Origin of the sequence: Mesorhizobium newzealandense (assembly GCF_042682145.1) — a bacterium.
GTDB classification, from domain to species: Bacteria; Pseudomonadota; Alphaproteobacteria; order Rhizobiales; family Rhizobiaceae; genus Mesorhizobium; species Mesorhizobium newzealandense.
In genome coordinates this window covers 121,615-137,371 of sequence record NZ_JBHUGZ010000010.1, presented here as the reverse complement: position 1 = coordinate 137,371, position 15,757 = coordinate 121,615, and the positions used below count along the sequence as shown (strand labels likewise).

General features: G+C 65.3%; 13 protein-coding genes. 8 read left to right on the top strand and 5 right to left on the bottom strand.

Going from position 1 to position 15,757, the window contains the following annotated elements; all coding sequences use genetic code 11:
* Window positions 1-323 precede the first annotated feature (323 nt).
* Both ACFSOZ_RS15055 and ACFSOZ_RS15050 read right to left on the bottom strand, forming a co-directional pair.
* On the bottom strand, window positions 324-2,456 hold the full coding sequence (locus ACFSOZ_RS15055; protein ID WP_379099282.1) for an adenylate/guanylate cyclase domain-containing protein: 2,133 nt from the start codon (window positions 2,454-2,456) through the stop codon (window positions 324-326).
* 363 nt (window positions 2,457-2,819) lie between these two features.
* A complete protein-coding gene (locus tag ACFSOZ_RS15050) occupies window positions 2,820-3,542 on the bottom strand; it encodes a GntR family transcriptional regulator (protein ID WP_379099279.1) in 723 nt (240 codons plus the stop codon).
* Between the two features lie 273 nt (window positions 3,543-3,815).
* Between ACFSOZ_RS15050 and ACFSOZ_RS15045 the strand changes: the two genes are divergently transcribed.
* The 8 genes from ACFSOZ_RS15045 to atzF are packed head-to-tail and all read left to right on the top strand — an operon-like array spanning window position 3,816 to window position 12,126.
* The gene (locus ACFSOZ_RS15045; RefSeq protein WP_379099276.1) at window positions 3,816-4,943 is read left to right on the top strand and encodes a BMP family ABC transporter substrate-binding protein; all 1,128 of its coding nucleotides are present in this window, start codon (window positions 3,816-3,818) and stop codon (window positions 4,941-4,943) included.
* A 54-nt stretch (window positions 4,944-4,997) separates the two neighbouring features.
* Window positions 4,998-6,086, top strand: coding sequence for an ABC transporter permease (locus ACFSOZ_RS15040; protein WP_379099787.1), 1,089 nt, complete (start codon window positions 4,998-5,000; stop codon window positions 6,084-6,086).
* Window positions 6,086-7,012, top strand: coding sequence for an ABC transporter permease (locus ACFSOZ_RS15035; protein WP_379099273.1), 927 nt, complete (start codon window positions 6,086-6,088; stop codon window positions 7,010-7,012). Before ACFSOZ_RS15040 ends, ACFSOZ_RS15035 begins: the two co-directional genes overlap by 1 nt.
* A gap of 16 nt (window positions 7,013-7,028) precedes the next feature.
* Entirely contained in the window at window positions 7,029-7,730 is a 702-nt protein-coding gene (biuH, locus tag ACFSOZ_RS15030) for a biuret amidohydrolase (RefSeq protein WP_379099270.1), read from the top strand.
* Window positions 7,731-7,753: 23 nt separating this feature from the next.
* On the top strand, window positions 7,754-9,283 hold the full coding sequence (locus ACFSOZ_RS15025) for an ABC transporter ATP-binding protein (protein WP_379099267.1): 1,530 nt from the start codon (window positions 7,754-7,756) through the stop codon (window positions 9,281-9,283).
* Window positions 9,283-9,951, top strand: coding sequence for a cysteine hydrolase family protein (locus ACFSOZ_RS15020; RefSeq protein WP_379099265.1), 669 nt, complete (start codon window positions 9,283-9,285; stop codon window positions 9,949-9,951). The genes ACFSOZ_RS15025 and ACFSOZ_RS15020 overlap by 1 nt, the downstream gene beginning before the upstream one ends.
* On the top strand, window positions 9,944-10,294 hold the full coding sequence (locus ACFSOZ_RS15015) for a cupin domain-containing protein (protein ID WP_379099262.1): 351 nt from the start codon (window positions 9,944-9,946) through the stop codon (window positions 10,292-10,294). The genes ACFSOZ_RS15020 and ACFSOZ_RS15015 overlap by 8 nt, the downstream gene beginning before the upstream one ends.
* Complete coding sequence (atzF, locus tag ACFSOZ_RS15010) at window positions 10,291-12,126, top strand: allophanate hydrolase (RefSeq protein ID WP_379099259.1); 1,836 nt, start codon at window positions 10,291-10,293, stop codon at window positions 12,124-12,126. Before ACFSOZ_RS15015 ends, atzF begins: the two co-directional genes overlap by 4 nt.
* Window positions 12,127-12,214: 88 nt before the next feature.
* On the opposite strand, the gene ACFSOZ_RS15005 is transcribed toward atzF, so the two are convergent.
* Genes ACFSOZ_RS15005 through ACFSOZ_RS14995 form a run of 3 tightly spaced genes read right to left on the bottom strand, consistent with a single transcriptional unit; the run spans window position 12,215 to window position 15,752 of the window.
* The gene (locus ACFSOZ_RS15005; RefSeq protein WP_379099257.1) at window positions 12,215-13,201 is read right to left on the bottom strand and encodes an ABC transporter permease; all 987 of its coding nucleotides are present in this window, start codon (window positions 13,199-13,201) and stop codon (window positions 12,215-12,217) included.
* Complete coding sequence (locus tag ACFSOZ_RS15000; protein ID WP_379099254.1) at window positions 13,198-14,172, bottom strand: ABC transporter permease; 975 nt, start codon at window positions 14,170-14,172, stop codon at window positions 13,198-13,200. The genes ACFSOZ_RS15005 and ACFSOZ_RS15000 overlap by 4 nt, the downstream gene beginning before the upstream one ends.
* Window positions 14,169-15,752 carry a sugar ABC transporter ATP-binding protein gene (locus ACFSOZ_RS14995; protein WP_379099251.1) on the bottom strand — a complete coding sequence of 528 codons (1,584 nt, stop codon included), beginning with the start codon at window positions 15,750-15,752 and terminating at the stop codon, window positions 14,169-14,171. The genes ACFSOZ_RS15000 and ACFSOZ_RS14995 overlap by 4 nt, the downstream gene beginning before the upstream one ends.
* Window positions 15,753-15,757: the final 5 nt, after the last annotated feature.

Genomic DNA, 15,757 nt, shown 5'->3' with positions numbered 1-15,757 from the left:
GGGTCAGTTCGAGACTTCCGACCCACCGGATTGAATGTCTGCATTCTCGCGCGTTCCTACCAGAACCGGTCGGGCCGCTTCCGGTCCAAAAGCAGCCACGTCCCGCCTCCACCCCCTACCTTTCCTCCACAATCCTTAAAGCCGCCGTCACGAACAGCGCGATCAGCCCGACCAAGATCCGCCTTGCCCCTCCGGCATTTGCAGGATGGTCAGCAGCGTCGTCAGCACTGTGAGGATCAGGCGGCCAGTCGCGCCCGCGGCGAAAGCCATTGACGGCGGATAGGTGGAGGGCAGGCCGGCATCGGAGGTGCCCCCCCCCGCGGCTAAAATCTCAATACCCAGGCTTCCACTTTTCCCTTGCCTTTGACTTCGATAGCGCCGCGCGGCTCGAAGACGAATTGGTCCTTGAGCTGTTCGTAGACGGGGCGCGTCACCTGAACAGAGTCGGGAATTCCGCCAGACTCCATGCGGCTCGCCAGGTTCACTGTGTCACCCCATAAATCATAGATGTACTTACTCTTCCCAATGACGCCGGCGACCACCGGCCCGCTGTTGACGCCAACCCTGACCTTCATCGAGACGTTGTGTTCCATCGCGTGCTCGCGGGTAATGTGGACCATGCGGATGGCCATGCGGACCATGCGCTCGGCGTGGTTGGCCACCGGCACGGGTAGGCCGCAGACCGCCATATAGGCGTCGCCCACCGTCTTGATCTTCTCGATACCGAGATCATTGGCGGCAACGTCGAAGCGCGTGAAGAGTCCGTTGAGAAACGTCACGACATCGTGCGGCGGCATCCCCGATGTCAGTGCCGTGAACCCGACCAGGTCTGCGAAGGCAACCGTGACCTCGGCGAAGCCGTCGGCGATCCTCTCCTCGCCAGCGCGCAGCCGGTTGGCGATCGGTGCCGGCAGGACGTTGAGCAGCAGCTGCTCGTTCTCGCGGTTCTTGTTCTCGATCACGACATTCTTTTGGTGCAGATCCTCAACCATGCCATTGAAGGCTGAGCAGAGCTCGCCAATCTCGTCGCGCGTGCGGACCGGCACGCTGACCGCATAGTCGCCAGCAGAGAAGCGTTTCACCCCGGCAGTGAGATCGCGGAGCGGTCCGAGCAGCGCGCGTGACAGCCAGGCGGCGGTGGCGCCCACCACCAGCAGCGCCAGTCCCCCGACGAGCAGCAGATCCCGGCGGAGCTGGGCGATCGGCGCGAAGGCCTCGGCGCTGTCGATCTTGGCGACGAGTGCCCAGTTGACGCCGGGAATCGCGAGCGGGCCCCACGAAGCGAGCGTCGGGACGCCACGGTATCCGATGATCTCGCCTGTGCCTTCGACACCTGATAGCGCAGCCTGGGTGGCCTTGGTGTCGATGCGCTGATGAAGAACCGGTGTGCCGTATCGTTGAATGTCGACGATCTCCTCGTCCGAGGCGCCGACGGATTTGAGTTCGGCGAAGTAGTTCTCCCGGTTCTCATAGAACGCCCGTGGGGCCGAGCGCACCAGATAATCGGGTCCGACGAGATAGGCCTCACCCGTGTCGCCGAACCCTTCCTGCCGCCAGCGGCGATTGCCGGTGACAACATTGTCGATCTCGTCGTTCGACAATTGCGCGACCAGCACTCCGATGACGACGCCCTGGTCGATGACAGGAGCTCCCATGAAGGCGATCGGCGCGCCGCCCGACGGCGCATAGGAGGCGAAATCCTCGAGACAGATGGCTGAAGGGTCTGCGATCTGCGAGCAGCGGGCGACGGCGGCCGCGACGTTGGTGCGGCGGTACGGACCCAACTGAAGGGACGTGGTGAAATCCACCTCCTTCTCGACCGTATAGATCAGGCGACCTGATTTGGGATCGGCAATCATGAAATCGAAAAAGCCGACCGTGGTAGCCGCAGCGCGCATCAGGGGATGATATATGGCATGCAGCCTGGAGTATTCGCTTCCGTCGCCGGCGTCGTCGAGAAGCTTGCGCCGCTCCGCCGGGTTGGGATTTTCCACAATGTAGTGATACTGCAGATAGTAGGGGGCACCACCGACCGGCAGGTAGTCCGACAGGGCTGGTTGCCTGCCCAGGGTGCGCGTCATTCCGGGGATGAAGTTCTCAGCGTACCAATCGCCGACCTTCTGCCGCAGTTCAGGCGGCGCGCCTGCCCGGTCGAGCTGGTCGACCGCGATCCGGAACTCGCGTGTCGCATCGACCACCATCTTGGAAGTGGCAAGCAGGCGCAGCTCCGCCTTGATCGTGCGGAAGTAGGTTTCAACCTGGCGCGCCTTGGTCTGACGGGCGGCCGTGAGTTGGTCGAAGACTGCTTTTTCGAGAGCGTCGCGGGCGCGGAAGTAACCGAGCACCCCGGTCACCAGGACCGCGATCGCGCCAAGAAGGACGAGGGTTGTAAACAGCTTTGCGGCCAAGCCCCAGCCCGCGGGGCGGGATGAGCCGGTCACATCTGGAGAAGACATGAGATCTGACTTTGCTTTTGCATCATGTCTTCGGAAACAGGAGCGTCGGCGTTGCGTCGGACGGCAAGCCAAGATTGTGTTTCATCTGTTACCCTCTCCCTCGCATATGCATACCAATTTTACTGCGAGGCGTGTGCGGGAATGCGTTGTCGATTTGCCGTGGGACCGCACGGCGCAGAAGCGTCGCGGTCTCACGGACACCGTCCCCTCGCTCGCTGGGGTTAGCAGCTATACTCATCAACTGCATAGCGCCGCACCGTGCGCCGCGCCACCCCGGCGAGCAAACGGTTACGGCCGTGGCCTCGCGGCGGGCGCGCAGGCTGGCCGTCTCTTCGGCGCCAGGTGCCGCCGCCAGGTGGATTGTCAGTCGGCCGTGGCCGGCGTCGTGTTTGCGGCTTTCCGCTGGTCGCCTATGGCAAAGACGGCGCTCGCCTCGCTGACGATGGAAACGTGGTCCCGCGCAGCCTTGCCGGCGGCAACGCCGTCGCCACGCAGGATCGCGGTGACGATGGCGTCGTGCTCCTGCCAGGATTTGGCCAGGCGGCCGGGCAGCATGAATTGCGCGCGGCGGAACGGCGCCAGCCGGCTGCGTGTCATCACGGTCATTTCGCAGATATGCGTGCTGTGGGCGCCGCGATAAAGCCGGCTGTGGAACTCGGTGTTGAAATATTCATAGTCCTCCTCGGCGCCCAGCCGCACCAGCCGGGCCGAGGCCTGATGTTCGATCTCGAGCGTGCGGCGTTCGCTGCTGGTCATGCGCTCGGCGGAAAAGCGGGCGCAGATTGCCTCCAGTTCGGCCATGCTTTCGAACATCGAGGCGAGATGCTCCTGCGTGACGACGGCGACGATGGCGCCACGATTGGGCCGTCTCTCGACCAGGCCCATGGCGCTGAGCTGGCCGAGCGCCTCGCGCACCGGCGTGCGAGATACATCGAAGCGGGCGGCAAGCGAGGCCTCGTCGAGCTTTTCACCTGGGCGCAGGAAGCCGGTGACGATGCGGTCGCCGATCGCCCTCACCATCTGATCGACGGTCGTGCCCGACCGGATCAAGCTGCGCTTTCCCGACACGTCCGCTTCGCCTCCCATGCTTCGGCGTCTCAAACCATGAATCCAGCGGCCAAACGGCACGATCCCGACTCAGGCCGCACCCTCTATGCCTATGTTTTAATCTGTCTGTCAAATTGGCGGTTTTCAAGGCAAAAAGTGCATGCAATTGCCTCTCACTTGGGCATGGGTCATTTCGGCACCAATTGATTTCATTGACTAAATTTCGGTATCAGAACTGGCACGGCGATTGCATGCACTTTATTGAGAAGGCGTTAACCGACCCGGAAAAGGGTCCTACAGGGGAGCATTCACATGACCGACAGATTCATGCTTAACCGCCGCCAGTTGCTCAAGACCTCCGCCGCCGGAGCGGCACTCGGACTTGCCTCCGCGGCCTTTCCCGTCAGCCGGGCCTTTGCCGCCGCCGCCACGGTCGGCTTCATCTATGTCGGGCCGAAGGACGACTATGGCTACAACCAGGCGCATGCCGAGGGTGCGGCGGCGCTGAAGGGCATCGAGGGCATCACCGTCGTCGAGGAGGAGAATGTGCCGGAGACGGTCGATGTCCAGAAGACGATGGAATCGATGATCAACCTCGACGGCGCCTCGCTGATCTTCCCGACCTCCTTCGGTTATTTCGACCCGCATATGCTGGCGATGTGCGCGAAATTCCCCGACGTGCAGTTCCGCCATTGCGGCGGCATGTGGAACAAAGACAAGTATCCGATGAATGCCGGGTCCTATTTCGGCTATATCGGCATGGGCCAGTATCTCAACGGCGTCGTCGCCGGTCACACCTCGAAGACTAAGAAGCTCGGCTTCGTTGCGGCCAAGCCCATTCCGCAGGTGCTGCTCAACATCAATTCCTTCCTGCTCGGCGCGCGCTCGGTCGATCCGACCATCACCTGCCAGGTCATCTTCACCGGCGAATGGTCGCTGGCGGTCAAGGAGGCGGAAGCCACCAATGCGCTGGTCGACCAGGGCGCCGATGTCATCACCTGCCATGTCGACAGCCCGAAAGTCGTGGTCGAGACCGCCGCCGGCCGCGGCGCCTTCGTCTGCGGCTATCACGCCAACCAGAGCCCGCTGGCGCCGGAAAAATACCTCACCGGCGCGGAATGGAACTGGGCCAAGGTCTACAAGATGTTCGTCGATGACCTCACGGGCGGCAAGCCGCTGCCCAACTTCACCCGGGGCGGCCTGGCCGACGGCTTCGTCAAGATGAGCCCGCTCGGTCCCGCCGTCGGCGAGCCGGCGCGCAAGCAGTTCGACGCTACGCTGGCCGAGATGATGAAGGGCGGCTTCGCCGTCATCAAGGGTCCGCTGAAGAGCAACAAGGGCGTCGTCGTCGCCACCGAAGGCCAAGCCTTCCCGGAGACCGCGATCGAGCTCGAAAGCATGGACTATCTGGTCGACGGGGTCGTCGGCTCGACCGCCTGATCTGAGGGGAACGGGGCGATGGCAGATACGGTGACAGGGGCCGGCGTGCCGGTAATGTTCGGCGCCAGAGGATATCCGGCGGCGCTGGAATGGATCGCGCGGCGGGCGGAAGCTTTCGTCATTCCGTTCGTGGCGCTGGTCGTCGGCATGGCCCTGTTCAGCCTGTTCATCCTGGCTGTCGGCAAGTCGCCGGTCCTGCTCTATGAAACCATGTGGCGGGGTGGCTTCGGCTCCTGGTTCTCTATCCAGAACTCGCTGTCGCGGGCTGCACCTCTGCTTTTGGCGGCGCTCTGCGTGGCGCTGCCGGCGCGGCTCGGCCTCGTCGTCATCGGCGGCGAGGGCGCCATCGTGCTCGGCGGCGTCGGTGCCGCGGCCATCGGCGTGGCGCTGAGCGGCGCGCCGTCCTTCATCGTCATTCTTGCCATGGGCGTGGCTGGCATGGCCGCCGGCGGCATCTGGATCGGTGCCGTCGGCGCGCTGCGCCACTACCGGGCTGTCAACGAAACCATCTCCAGCCTGCTGATGGCCTACATCGCCATCGCGCTGATGAACCAGCTGGTGGAAGGGCCGCTGCGCGATCCGGCCTCGCTCAACAAGCCGTCGACGCAGCCGCTGGCGGACATCTATCGCATTGGCAACATTCCGGGCATGGACGTGCATTGGGGGCTTGTCGTCGGTGTCGTCGCCTGCATTCTCTCCTGGGTGCTCATCGAAAAGACCCGCTGGGGTTTCGCCGCGCGCATCGCCGGCGGCAATGTGCGCGCGGCACAGGTGCAAGGGCTGGCCGTCGGGCCGCTCATCGTCGGCTTCACCGCGCTGGCCGGCGGCTTTGCCGGGCTCGCCGGCATGCTGGAAGTCGCCGCCGTCCAGGGCAGCGCCAATGCCTCGCTCGCCGCGGGCTACGGCTACACCGGCATCCTCGTCGCCTTTCTCGCTCGCCACAACCCGCTGGCCATCATCCCGGTCGCCATCCTGCTTGGCGGCATCGACGCTTCAGGCGGGCTGATCCAGCGCCGCATGGACCTGCCAGACGCCACCGTGCTTGTGCTCCAGGGCATGATCTTCATCGTCATCCTGTTCAGCGAAACCTTTTACGGTCGCTTCAAGGCCTTCAATCCCGATCTCTGGAAGGGAGCCGCCTGATGGACGCGACCGAGATCGGCCTCTGGGGCGTGCCGCTGGCCATCCTGGGCGGCGCCATCCGCGTGTCGACGCCCTTCATCTTCGTCTCGCTGGGCGAGGCGATCACCGAGCGTTCCGGCCGCATCAATCTGGGTCTCGAAGGCACGCTCGTCTTCGGCGCCATGACCGCCTATGCGGTGGCGGTGATGACCAACTCGCCATGGCTCGGCCTGCTCGCCGCAGCCGGCGCCGGCCTGTGCTTCGGCCTGTTCCATGGCTGGATCTGCAAATTCCCGAAGGTAAACGACATCGCCATCGGCATCGCGCTGATGCTGTTCGGCTCGGGCCTGGCTTTCTTCTTCGGCAAGCCGTTCATCAAGCCGAAGGCGCCCAATTTGCCGGCCATTCCCTTCGGCGGCTGGTCTGACATACCGCAGGTGAAGGCGGCGCTCGACGTCAACGTGCTGTTCCTGATCGGGGCCGTGCTTTCGGTCATCCTGTGGTGGGCCTTCCGCAACACCCGCGCCGGCCTCATCGTGCGCGTCGTCGGCGACAGTTCCGACGCGGCCCGCGCCATGGGTCTCAACCCGGATACGGTGCGGCTACTGGCCACCGGCGTCGGCGGCGCGCTGGCCGGCATCGGCGGCGCCTATCTTTCGCTCTACTATCCCGGCAGCTGGACCGAGCGCATCTCGTCGGGCCAGGGCCTGATGGCAGTGGCGCTGGTCATCTTCGCACGCTGGAACCCGCTCGGCTGCTTTGCCGCCGCCCTTCTGTTCGGCGGGGCGGGCGCTCTCGGCCCGGCGCTGCAATCGGTCGGCGTGACGCAGGGCTATTACATGTTCTACGCCGCTCCCTACATCCTCACCCTCATCATCATGATCGCCACCTCGTCACCGACACGCTCGCTCGTGGGTGCACCGGGTGAACTGTCGATAACCAAATGAGACTGGAGTTTTGCCTATGAACGCCAGAGCCGAATTCATCCAGCACACCATCGACGCCGAGCCCTATCCGTGGCCCTACAATGGCGATCTGCGGCCCGACAACACGGCGCTGATCATCATCGACATGCAGACCGACTTCTGCGGGCCGGGCGGCTATGTCGACCATATGGGCTACGACCTGTCGCTGGTGCGCGCGCCGATCGAGCCGATCAAGGCGGTGCTGTCGGCGATGCGGGCCAAGGGCTACACCATCATCCATACGCGCGAGGGGCATCGGCCCGATCTCGCCGACCTGCCGGCCAACAAGCGCTGGCGCTCGCGCCGCATCAATGCCGGCATCGGCGATGCCGGTCCTTGCGGGCGCATCCTGGTGCGCGGCGAGCCGGGCTGGGACATCATCCCCGATCTTTATCCAATCGAAGGCGAGCCGATCATCGACAAGCCGGGCAAGGGTTCGTTCTGCGCCACCGATCTGGAGCTGATCCTCAACCAGCGCGGCATCCAGAATATCGTGCTGACCGGCATCACCACGGATGTCTGCGTGCACACCACCATGCGCGAGGCCAATGACCGCGGCTATGAGTGCATGATGCTGGAGGATTGCTGCGGGGCGACCGACCACGGCAACCATCTGGCGGCCATCAAGATGATCAAGATGCAGGGCGGCGTCTTCGGCACGGTGTCGAATTCGAAGGCGCTCGTTGCACAGCTGCCCTGAGGGGATATCATGAGGGGGCCACGATGAGTGACAGCGTCAGAAAAGCGGTCGGCGTCGAAACCATCGGCATGACCATGCGCTTCGGCGGCTTCACGGCGCTGGACGGCGTCTCGGTAAAGGTGCCGGCAGGCTCCTTCCACGCGCTGCTCGGCGAGAATGGTGCCGGCAAGTCGACCCTGGTCAAATGCATGATGGGCTTTTACCACCCGACCTCCGGCGACATCCTGGTCGATGAGCGGGAAGTCAAGATCGCCAGTCCAAGGGACGCCTCGGCCGTCGGGCTCGGCATGGTCTACCAGCATTTCACGCTGGTGCCGTCGCTGACGGGGGCGGAGAACCTCGTCATCTCGCGCGAGAAGGTTCCAGGTGTCATCGACTGGCGCAAGGAACGCGCCGACCTTGCCATGTTCATGGAGCGGATGCCGTTCAAGCTGCCGCTCGATGTCAAGGTGGCGGAGCTTGCGGCCGGCGAGAAGCAGAAGCTCGAAATCATCAAGCAGCTCTATCTTGGCCGCAGTTTCCTGGTGCTGGACGAGCCGACCTCGGTGCTGACGCCTGGCGAGGCGCAGGAGGTGCTGGGTCTTGTCCGCGACATGACAAGAGCAGGCGACCTTACCGTGCTGATGATCTCGCACAAGTTCCATGAGGTTACGGCCTTCGCCGACGATGTCAGCGTGCTGCGCAAGGGCAAGCTTACGGGAACCGGCCGCGTCGCCGACCTCGACCACAAGGCGATGGCGGCGATGATGATCGGCGATCAGCCGATCGCCGCACTCGACAGTCGCGCCGCGCCGAAGGCCGATGCCGAGACTGTGCTGAAGATCAGGTCGCTGAAGGCACCCGATAGAACCGGGCTGAAATCGATCAGCATCGTCGATCTCGGCGTGCGCTCCGGCGAGATTGTCGGCATCGCCGGCATTTCCGGCAACGGCCAGAAGGAGTTTCTGGAAGTGCTGGCCGGCCAGCGTCCATGCGAGGCGGGCGAGGTGCTGGTGCGCGGCTCGACCTATGCCGCGACACGCGCCGAGGCGCGGGCGCTCAACGTGCGGCTCATTCCGGAGGAGCCGCTGAAGAATGCCTGCGCCCCGAAAATGACGGTCGCCGAGAACATCTCGTTCCGCACCTTCGACGTGGACGGCAACGGCAGGCCGGTGAGTTGGATCAGCGCCGGCGCCATCCGCGCGTTCAGCGCCAGGCTGGTCGAGCAGTTCAAGGTCAAGACCGCATCGCTGTCGTCGCCCATCGCCTCGCTGTCGGGCGGCAATGTGCAGCGCGCGGTGCTGGCGCGCGAACTGACCGGCGAGGTCGACTTGCTCATTGTCTCCAATCCCTGCTTCGGCCTCGACTTCTCGGCGGTGGCCGAGATCCGCGCCCGCATCATGAAGGCGCGCAATGCGGGTGCGGCCGTGCTTTTGATGTCGGAAGACCTCGACGAACTGCTGGAACTGTCGGACCGCATCTTCGTCATGTCGGACGGCGCGCTGGTCTACGAGACGCCGATCGCGCAGGCGAGCGTGCAGACCATTGGCGAGCATATGGCGGGGCATCACTGATGGCTGAAATCGATGCGCAGCCTTTTGCCTTCGGCTTCAAGCTGGACACGCTGGCGCTGGTGGTCATCGACATGCAGCGCGATTTCGCTGAGCCCGGCGGCTTCGGCGCCAGCCTCGGCAACGATGTCAGCCGCGTCACGGCCATCGTGCCCACGGTGAAGAAGCTGATCGAGGGGTTCCGTGACGCCGGCCTGCCGGTGATCCACACGATGGAATGCCACAGGGCCGACCTTTCCGACCTGCCGCCGGCCAAGCGCAACCGCGGCAATCCGTCGATCCGCATCGGCGATGTCGGGCCGATGGGCCGCGTGCTGATCGTCGGTGAGCCGGGCACGGCAATCCTCGACGAACTGACGCCGCTGCCAGGCGAGATCGTCATCGAGAAGCCGGGCAAGGGCGCTTTCTACGCGACCAGTTTTGGCGACGACCTGAGGCGCCTCGGCGCGCAGCAACTCGTCTTCGCCGGCGTCACCACCGAGGTCTGCGTACAGACGACGATGCGCGAGGCCAATGATCGCGGCTATGAGTGCCTGTTGGCCGAAGACGCGACGGAAAGCTATTTCCCGGAGTTCAAGGCGGCGGCCCTTGCCATGATCCGCGCCCAAGGCGCCATCGTCGGTTGGACGGCGACGACCGACCAGGTGCTGCAGGGAATTGCCAATGGCTAATCTGAGTTTTGCCGGCCTCATCGGTGGTGGCTGGCGCGATATGACGTTCGAGCCTTTTCGCGAGGGCATCACGGTGCACTGGTTGCTGAAGGGCGGACCTGTCGAACCCTCGGTGGCGATCCTCAACTACCGGGCCGGTGCCGGCGTGCCGCGCCACCGCCATGCCGGGCTTGAAACCATCGTCGTGCTCGAGGGCACGCAAAGCGACGAGAACGGCGACTATCCGGCCGGCAGCGTCATCCTGAACCCGGTCGGGACCGAGCATTCGGTGTGGACGAAGGACGGCTGCGTCGTGCTGATCCAGTGGGACCTGCCGGTGATCATTCTGGGGGAGGCGAAATGAGCGATATCCGCTTCGACATCGGCAGCCTGCATGCGGCCTATGCCAGCGGTGTCCCTGTCGCCGCCATGATCGATGCCGTTCATGCCCGCGTCGAGGCAGCTGATGATCCAGGGATATTCATCCATCTCGCCGACAAGGCGGACCTGCTGGCGCAGGCGAAAAAACTCGGACCGTTCAATCCGGTCACCAAGCCACTGTGGGGCGTGCCGTTCGCGGTGAAGGACAACATCGATGTCGCCGGCATGCCGACCACGGCGGCCTGCGCCGAATATGCCTATATGCCGGAGAAGGACGCCACTGTCGTGGCCCGGCTGAGGGCTGCCGGCGCGCTGGTGGTGGGCAAGACCAATCTCGACCAGTTCGCCACCGGCCTTGTCGGCGTGCGCACGCCGTACCCGATCCCGAGGAACGCGGTCGATGCCAGCCTGGTACCGGGAGGCTCCTCGTCGGGGTCTGCGGTTGCGACGGCGCGCGGCATCGTCTCCTTCGCGCTCGGCACCGATACGGCAGGGTCCGGCCGCATCCCCGCCGGCCTCAACAACATCGTCGGGCTGAAGCCGACGGTCGGTGCGCTGTCGGCCGCCGGGGTCGTGCCGGCCTGCCGCACGCTCGACTGCATCTCGGTGTTCGCGCTGACCGTCGACGACGCTTATGCGGTGTTCGGCGTCGCGGCCGCCAAAGATGCAGCCGACGCCTATTCGCGCGCGATCAAGGTGCCGGCCCTGGCCGCGCGCCCACCGATGCTGAGCGTCGGTGTACCTGCGAAGGCCGATTTGAAATTCTTTGGCGACACTTCCATGCAGGCCGGGTTCGAGGCTGCTCTTGCCTTGCTGGAAAAGCTTGGCTGCCGGCTGGTCGAAATCCCGTTCGCAGACTTCTACGCCGCCGCCAACCTTCTCTACGAAGGCGCCTGGGTGGCTGAACGTTTCGCGGCGGTCCGCGACTTCATGGAGGTCAACGAAGCGGCCATGCATCCGGTGACGCGCAAGATCATCGGCGGCGCGCGAAGCCTTTCGGCGGCCGACGCCTTCAAGGGCCTCTATGCGCTTCAGGACTACAAGGCGAAGCTCGCTTCGGTCATCGCCTCGGTCGACCTGTTCTGCGTGCCGACTGCGCCGACGCATTATGCTCTCGATGCGGTGCTCGCCGATCCGATCACCACCAACAGCCGGCTCGGCACCTACACCAACTTCGTCAATCTGCTCGACATGTGCGGCATCGCCGTGCCGACCGGCAAGCGCGATGACGGGCTGCCGATGAGCGTGACCTTGCTCGCTGCGGCGGGCAGGGATGACCTCACCGCGGCACTGGCCCGCGATATCCATGCCGCCAGCGGCCTTGTCCTCGGCGCAACCGGCTGGCAGCAGCCCGGCCACGCGCCGATTGGCGAATGCGCGCCGGATGAGATGATCGATCTGGTGGTTGTTGGCGCGCATCTTTCGGGCATGCCGCTCAACGGCCAGCTAAGCCAGCTCGGCGCACGGTTCTCGCGCGCGGCAAAAACGTCCGCCGCCTACAGACTCTATGCGCTGGCCGGTCAGTCCGTACCAAAGCCCGGGCTGATCCGTGTCGCCGAAGGCGGCTCCGCCGTCGAGGTCGAGGTCTGGCGACTGTCCGCCGATGCCTTCGGCCGTTTCGTAGCGGCCATCCCGCCACCGCTCGGCATCGGCACCATCGAGCTTGAGGACGGCAGTTCGGCCAAGGGATTTCTGGTTGAAACCGCTGGCCTCAGCGGTGCGTCCGACATCTCGTCCTTCGGCGGCTGGCGCCGCTTCGTCGGAAGCAGGGACTTGGCAGACCAAGGCGATCAGCGAGCGAAAAAGGTCCTTTAGCGGCTTAACCAATCAACCACCGCTTGGGTCTATGTGAATGCGGATTGTCCACTATGGTCAGGAGCTGACAGTCGGTTCATCGCCACCCCTACCGCTCCTCCACGATCCGCAAATAAGCCGCCGTCACGAACAGCACGATCAGCCCGAACAATATCCGCCTAGCCCCCTCCGGCATCTGCAGGATGGTCAGCAGCGTCGTCAGCACCGTCAAAATAAGCGCGCCAATGATGGTGCCGGTGTAGCCGCCGCGGCCGCCGAAGATCGAGGTGCCGCCGATGACGGCGGCGGCCACCGAAGGCAGCACCAGCGGTTCGGCGAGCGACAGCGAGGGGGCCTTGATCAGGCCGATATAGAGCAGGCCGGTGATGCCGGCGAGCACGCTGGAGATGACGTAGAGCGCGGTGATGACCTGCCAGTAGCGCACGCCGGACAGGCGCGTTGCGCGCTCATTGTCGCCGACGGCGTAGAGCAGGCGGCCGAAGCCGGTGCGGCTGAGCGTGAAGACGATCAGCGCGGCCAGCGGCACGAACAGCAGCAGGGCGTTGGGTATGCCGTATGTCAGGCCTGTGCCGAGCCAAGCGAGGAAGTCGGGGATCTTGGCGCCGGACGCAATCACCGTGCGCTGGTAGACCTGCAGGCAGCCGGTGCCGATCAGGCTGGTGCCCAGCGTCATGATCAGCGGGTGGACGCGGAAGACGCCGACGCCGATGCCGTTGACGAGACCGATCAGCACCGCCGGCATCATCGCCAGCAGGAAGGCCACCGCCGGGTCCTGGTTGACGACCTGCGTGGCCATGATGAAGGCGCTCATCGTCGCCACCGTGCCGACCGACAGGTCGATGCCGCCGGTCAGCATGGTCATGGTCTGGCAGCCGGCGAGGATCGCCAGCGGTATGGCGAATTTGATGGTGTTGGCGATCCAGCGCTCGTTGACGATGCCAGGGCGCAGGATCTGCAGGATCACCACCAGGATGACGAGCAGGATGATCAGCGGGATCAGCGGCCGGTCGGCCATGAAGCGTTTTACGCGGCGGCCGAAGGGGATGGGTTGGGGGATGGTTGCGGCATTGCTCATGATTGCCGGCTCCGCATGGTGATGAAGGCGCCGAACATCACCACGGCGACCATGATGGCGCCTTCGATGATGGCGGTGACGTTGGGGTCGATGGCAAGCAGCGTCAGGTCGGTGCGGACCAGCCGCAGCACGAAGACGGCGACGATGGGGCCGAGCAGGCCGCCCTTGCCGCCGCCGAGCGCCACGCCGCCCAGCACCACCGCCGCGACACTGGCGAGCAGATAGGGGCCTGGGATGGGCGCGCCGATGCCGGTGCTCATGGTCAGCGCCAGCCCGCCAAAAGCGGCGAACAGACCGGACAGCGCGTAGGCGATGATGCGGGTGCGCGCGACGGGCACGCCGCTGCGGAACGCCGCCAGTTCGCTCGAGCCGATGGCGTAGATGGAGAGGCCGAGCCGCGAGCGCCTAAGCGGGATCCAGATGATGCAGAGGCAGATGACCAGCACCAGCAGCGCCTTCGGCAGCCAGGCATCGATGCCGTCGGGCAGGCCCGGTATCGGCACGGTGCCTGAGATCAGCCCCTTCAGCCATTCGGCGGCGGCACCGCCCGGTGCGTCGAGCACCAGCAGCGCAGCGCCTTGCAGCACGAACAAAGTGGCCAGCGTGACGACGATGTCGGGCACACGGGTGACGACGATGAGCATTCCGTTGACGGCGCCGAGCACGAGGCCCATGGCGAGCACGAAGGGCACCACGAACAGCGCGTATTCCTCCGAGGCGCCATTCATCATCGAGGCGGCGGTGACGCTGGTCAGCGCCATCATGGCGGCGACCGACAGGTCGATGCCGCCAGCGATGACAACCACGGTCTGGGCGGCTACCGCGAAGGCATAGGGCAGCACGGCGCGCACCAGCGAGCCGAAATCGTTGCTGCCATAGGCGGGCTGGATCAGCCTGGTGACGATGAACAGCACGACGAAGAGGACGAACAGGCCGAAGACCCAGCCCTGGCGGCGCAGGAAATGGCTCATGGCGTCGCCCCCGGCGCGGTCGAATCCGTCGAATTCGGGGAATTCGCGGTCTCCGAAGACGAAGAGTGGGGATCGGCAAGGATGCCGATATCCGCCTTGGCGCCGCGCGGCAGGCCATAGGCGGCGCGCATCAGCGCCGGCTCGTCGGCCTCCTCAACCGGGAAGATGTCGACGACGCGGCCGCCGAAGATGACGATGACACGGTCGCAGACACGCTGCACCTCCTCCAGTTCGGAGGTGTAGAACAGCACCGACTTGCCGTTGCCGGCGAGCTCGCGCAGCAGTTTGTAGATCTCCTGCTTGGTGCCGACATCGATGCCGCGCGTCGGGTCGAAGCACAAAAGGGTCCGCGTGTCGGCGGCGATCCAGCGGGCGATGGTCACCTTCTGCTGGTTGCCGCCGGACAGGCGCTGCACTTCCCCTTGCGCACGCGTGTCGATCTGCAGCCGCTCGATGGCGCTGACCACCTTGGCGCGCTCCTGGCGCATGGCAATAGGCCCCCAGTTGCGCAGGGCGGCGCTGAAGGGCAGCGCAATGTTCTCGCGTACCGAGCGCTGCATGGCGAGCGCTTCGGCGCGGTCGCCCGGCACATAGGCCATGCCGGCGCGGATGGCGTCGATCGGGTGGGACAACCTCACCGGCTGGCCGTCGACCTCTATTGCGCCGCCAGATGGCCGGATCGAGCCGGCAAGGGCGGCGAACAGCTCGTCCTGACCCTGGCCTTCGAGGGCGACGACGCCGGCGACCTCGCCATCGGCGAGATCGAAGGAGACGTCGTTGAGCTTGGTGCCGACGCGCAGATTGCGCACGGAGAGCCGCGGGCGGGCAGGGGCGGGCGCAGCCTTTTGGGCAGCGCTGCGGGCCGCAACATGGGTCTTGACGATGCGGGCGCCGAGCATCAGCTCGACGATCTGTTCCTCGACGCCGGGCACGATGTCGACGACGCCGACGGTCTCGCCGTCGCGCAGCACGGTGGCGCGGTCGCAGAGCGCCGAGATTTCGACGAAGCGGTGGGAAATGAAGATCACCGCGCGGCCGCTGTCGCCCTGGCGGCGCACCACTTCCAGCACCTTTTCGGCAAGGTTGGCGGGCAGGGCCGCCGTCATCTCGTCGAGCAGCAGCACGTCGGGCTCGACGGCCAGCGCCCGCGCCAGGTCGAGCACGCGCAGCACGGCCAGCGGAATGTCGCGCGCGGTGTCGCGGATGTCGAGGTCGGGAATGCCGAGTTCGCGCACCCAGGCGCGGAACGGCTCGACCGGCGTGCCGGTCAGCCGCAGATTGGACAGCACGTCGAGATCGGGGATCAGCGACGGCTCCTGGTAGACGGGCAACAGACCGGCGCGGCGCGCGGCGGCGGGCGAGCGTATGTCACGCGCCTCGCCACGGATCAGGATGCGGCCGGCGTTGGCAGAAATAGCGCCGGTCAGGATCTTCACCAGCGTCGACTTGCCGGCGCCGTTGGCGCCCATCAGCGCATGCACCTCGCCCGGCAGGACGGACAGCGACGCGTTGCGCAGCGCGGCAACCGCGCCGTAATTCTTGGCGACGCCGGTGGCGTCGAGGAGAGGACTGCTGGTCAAATCCG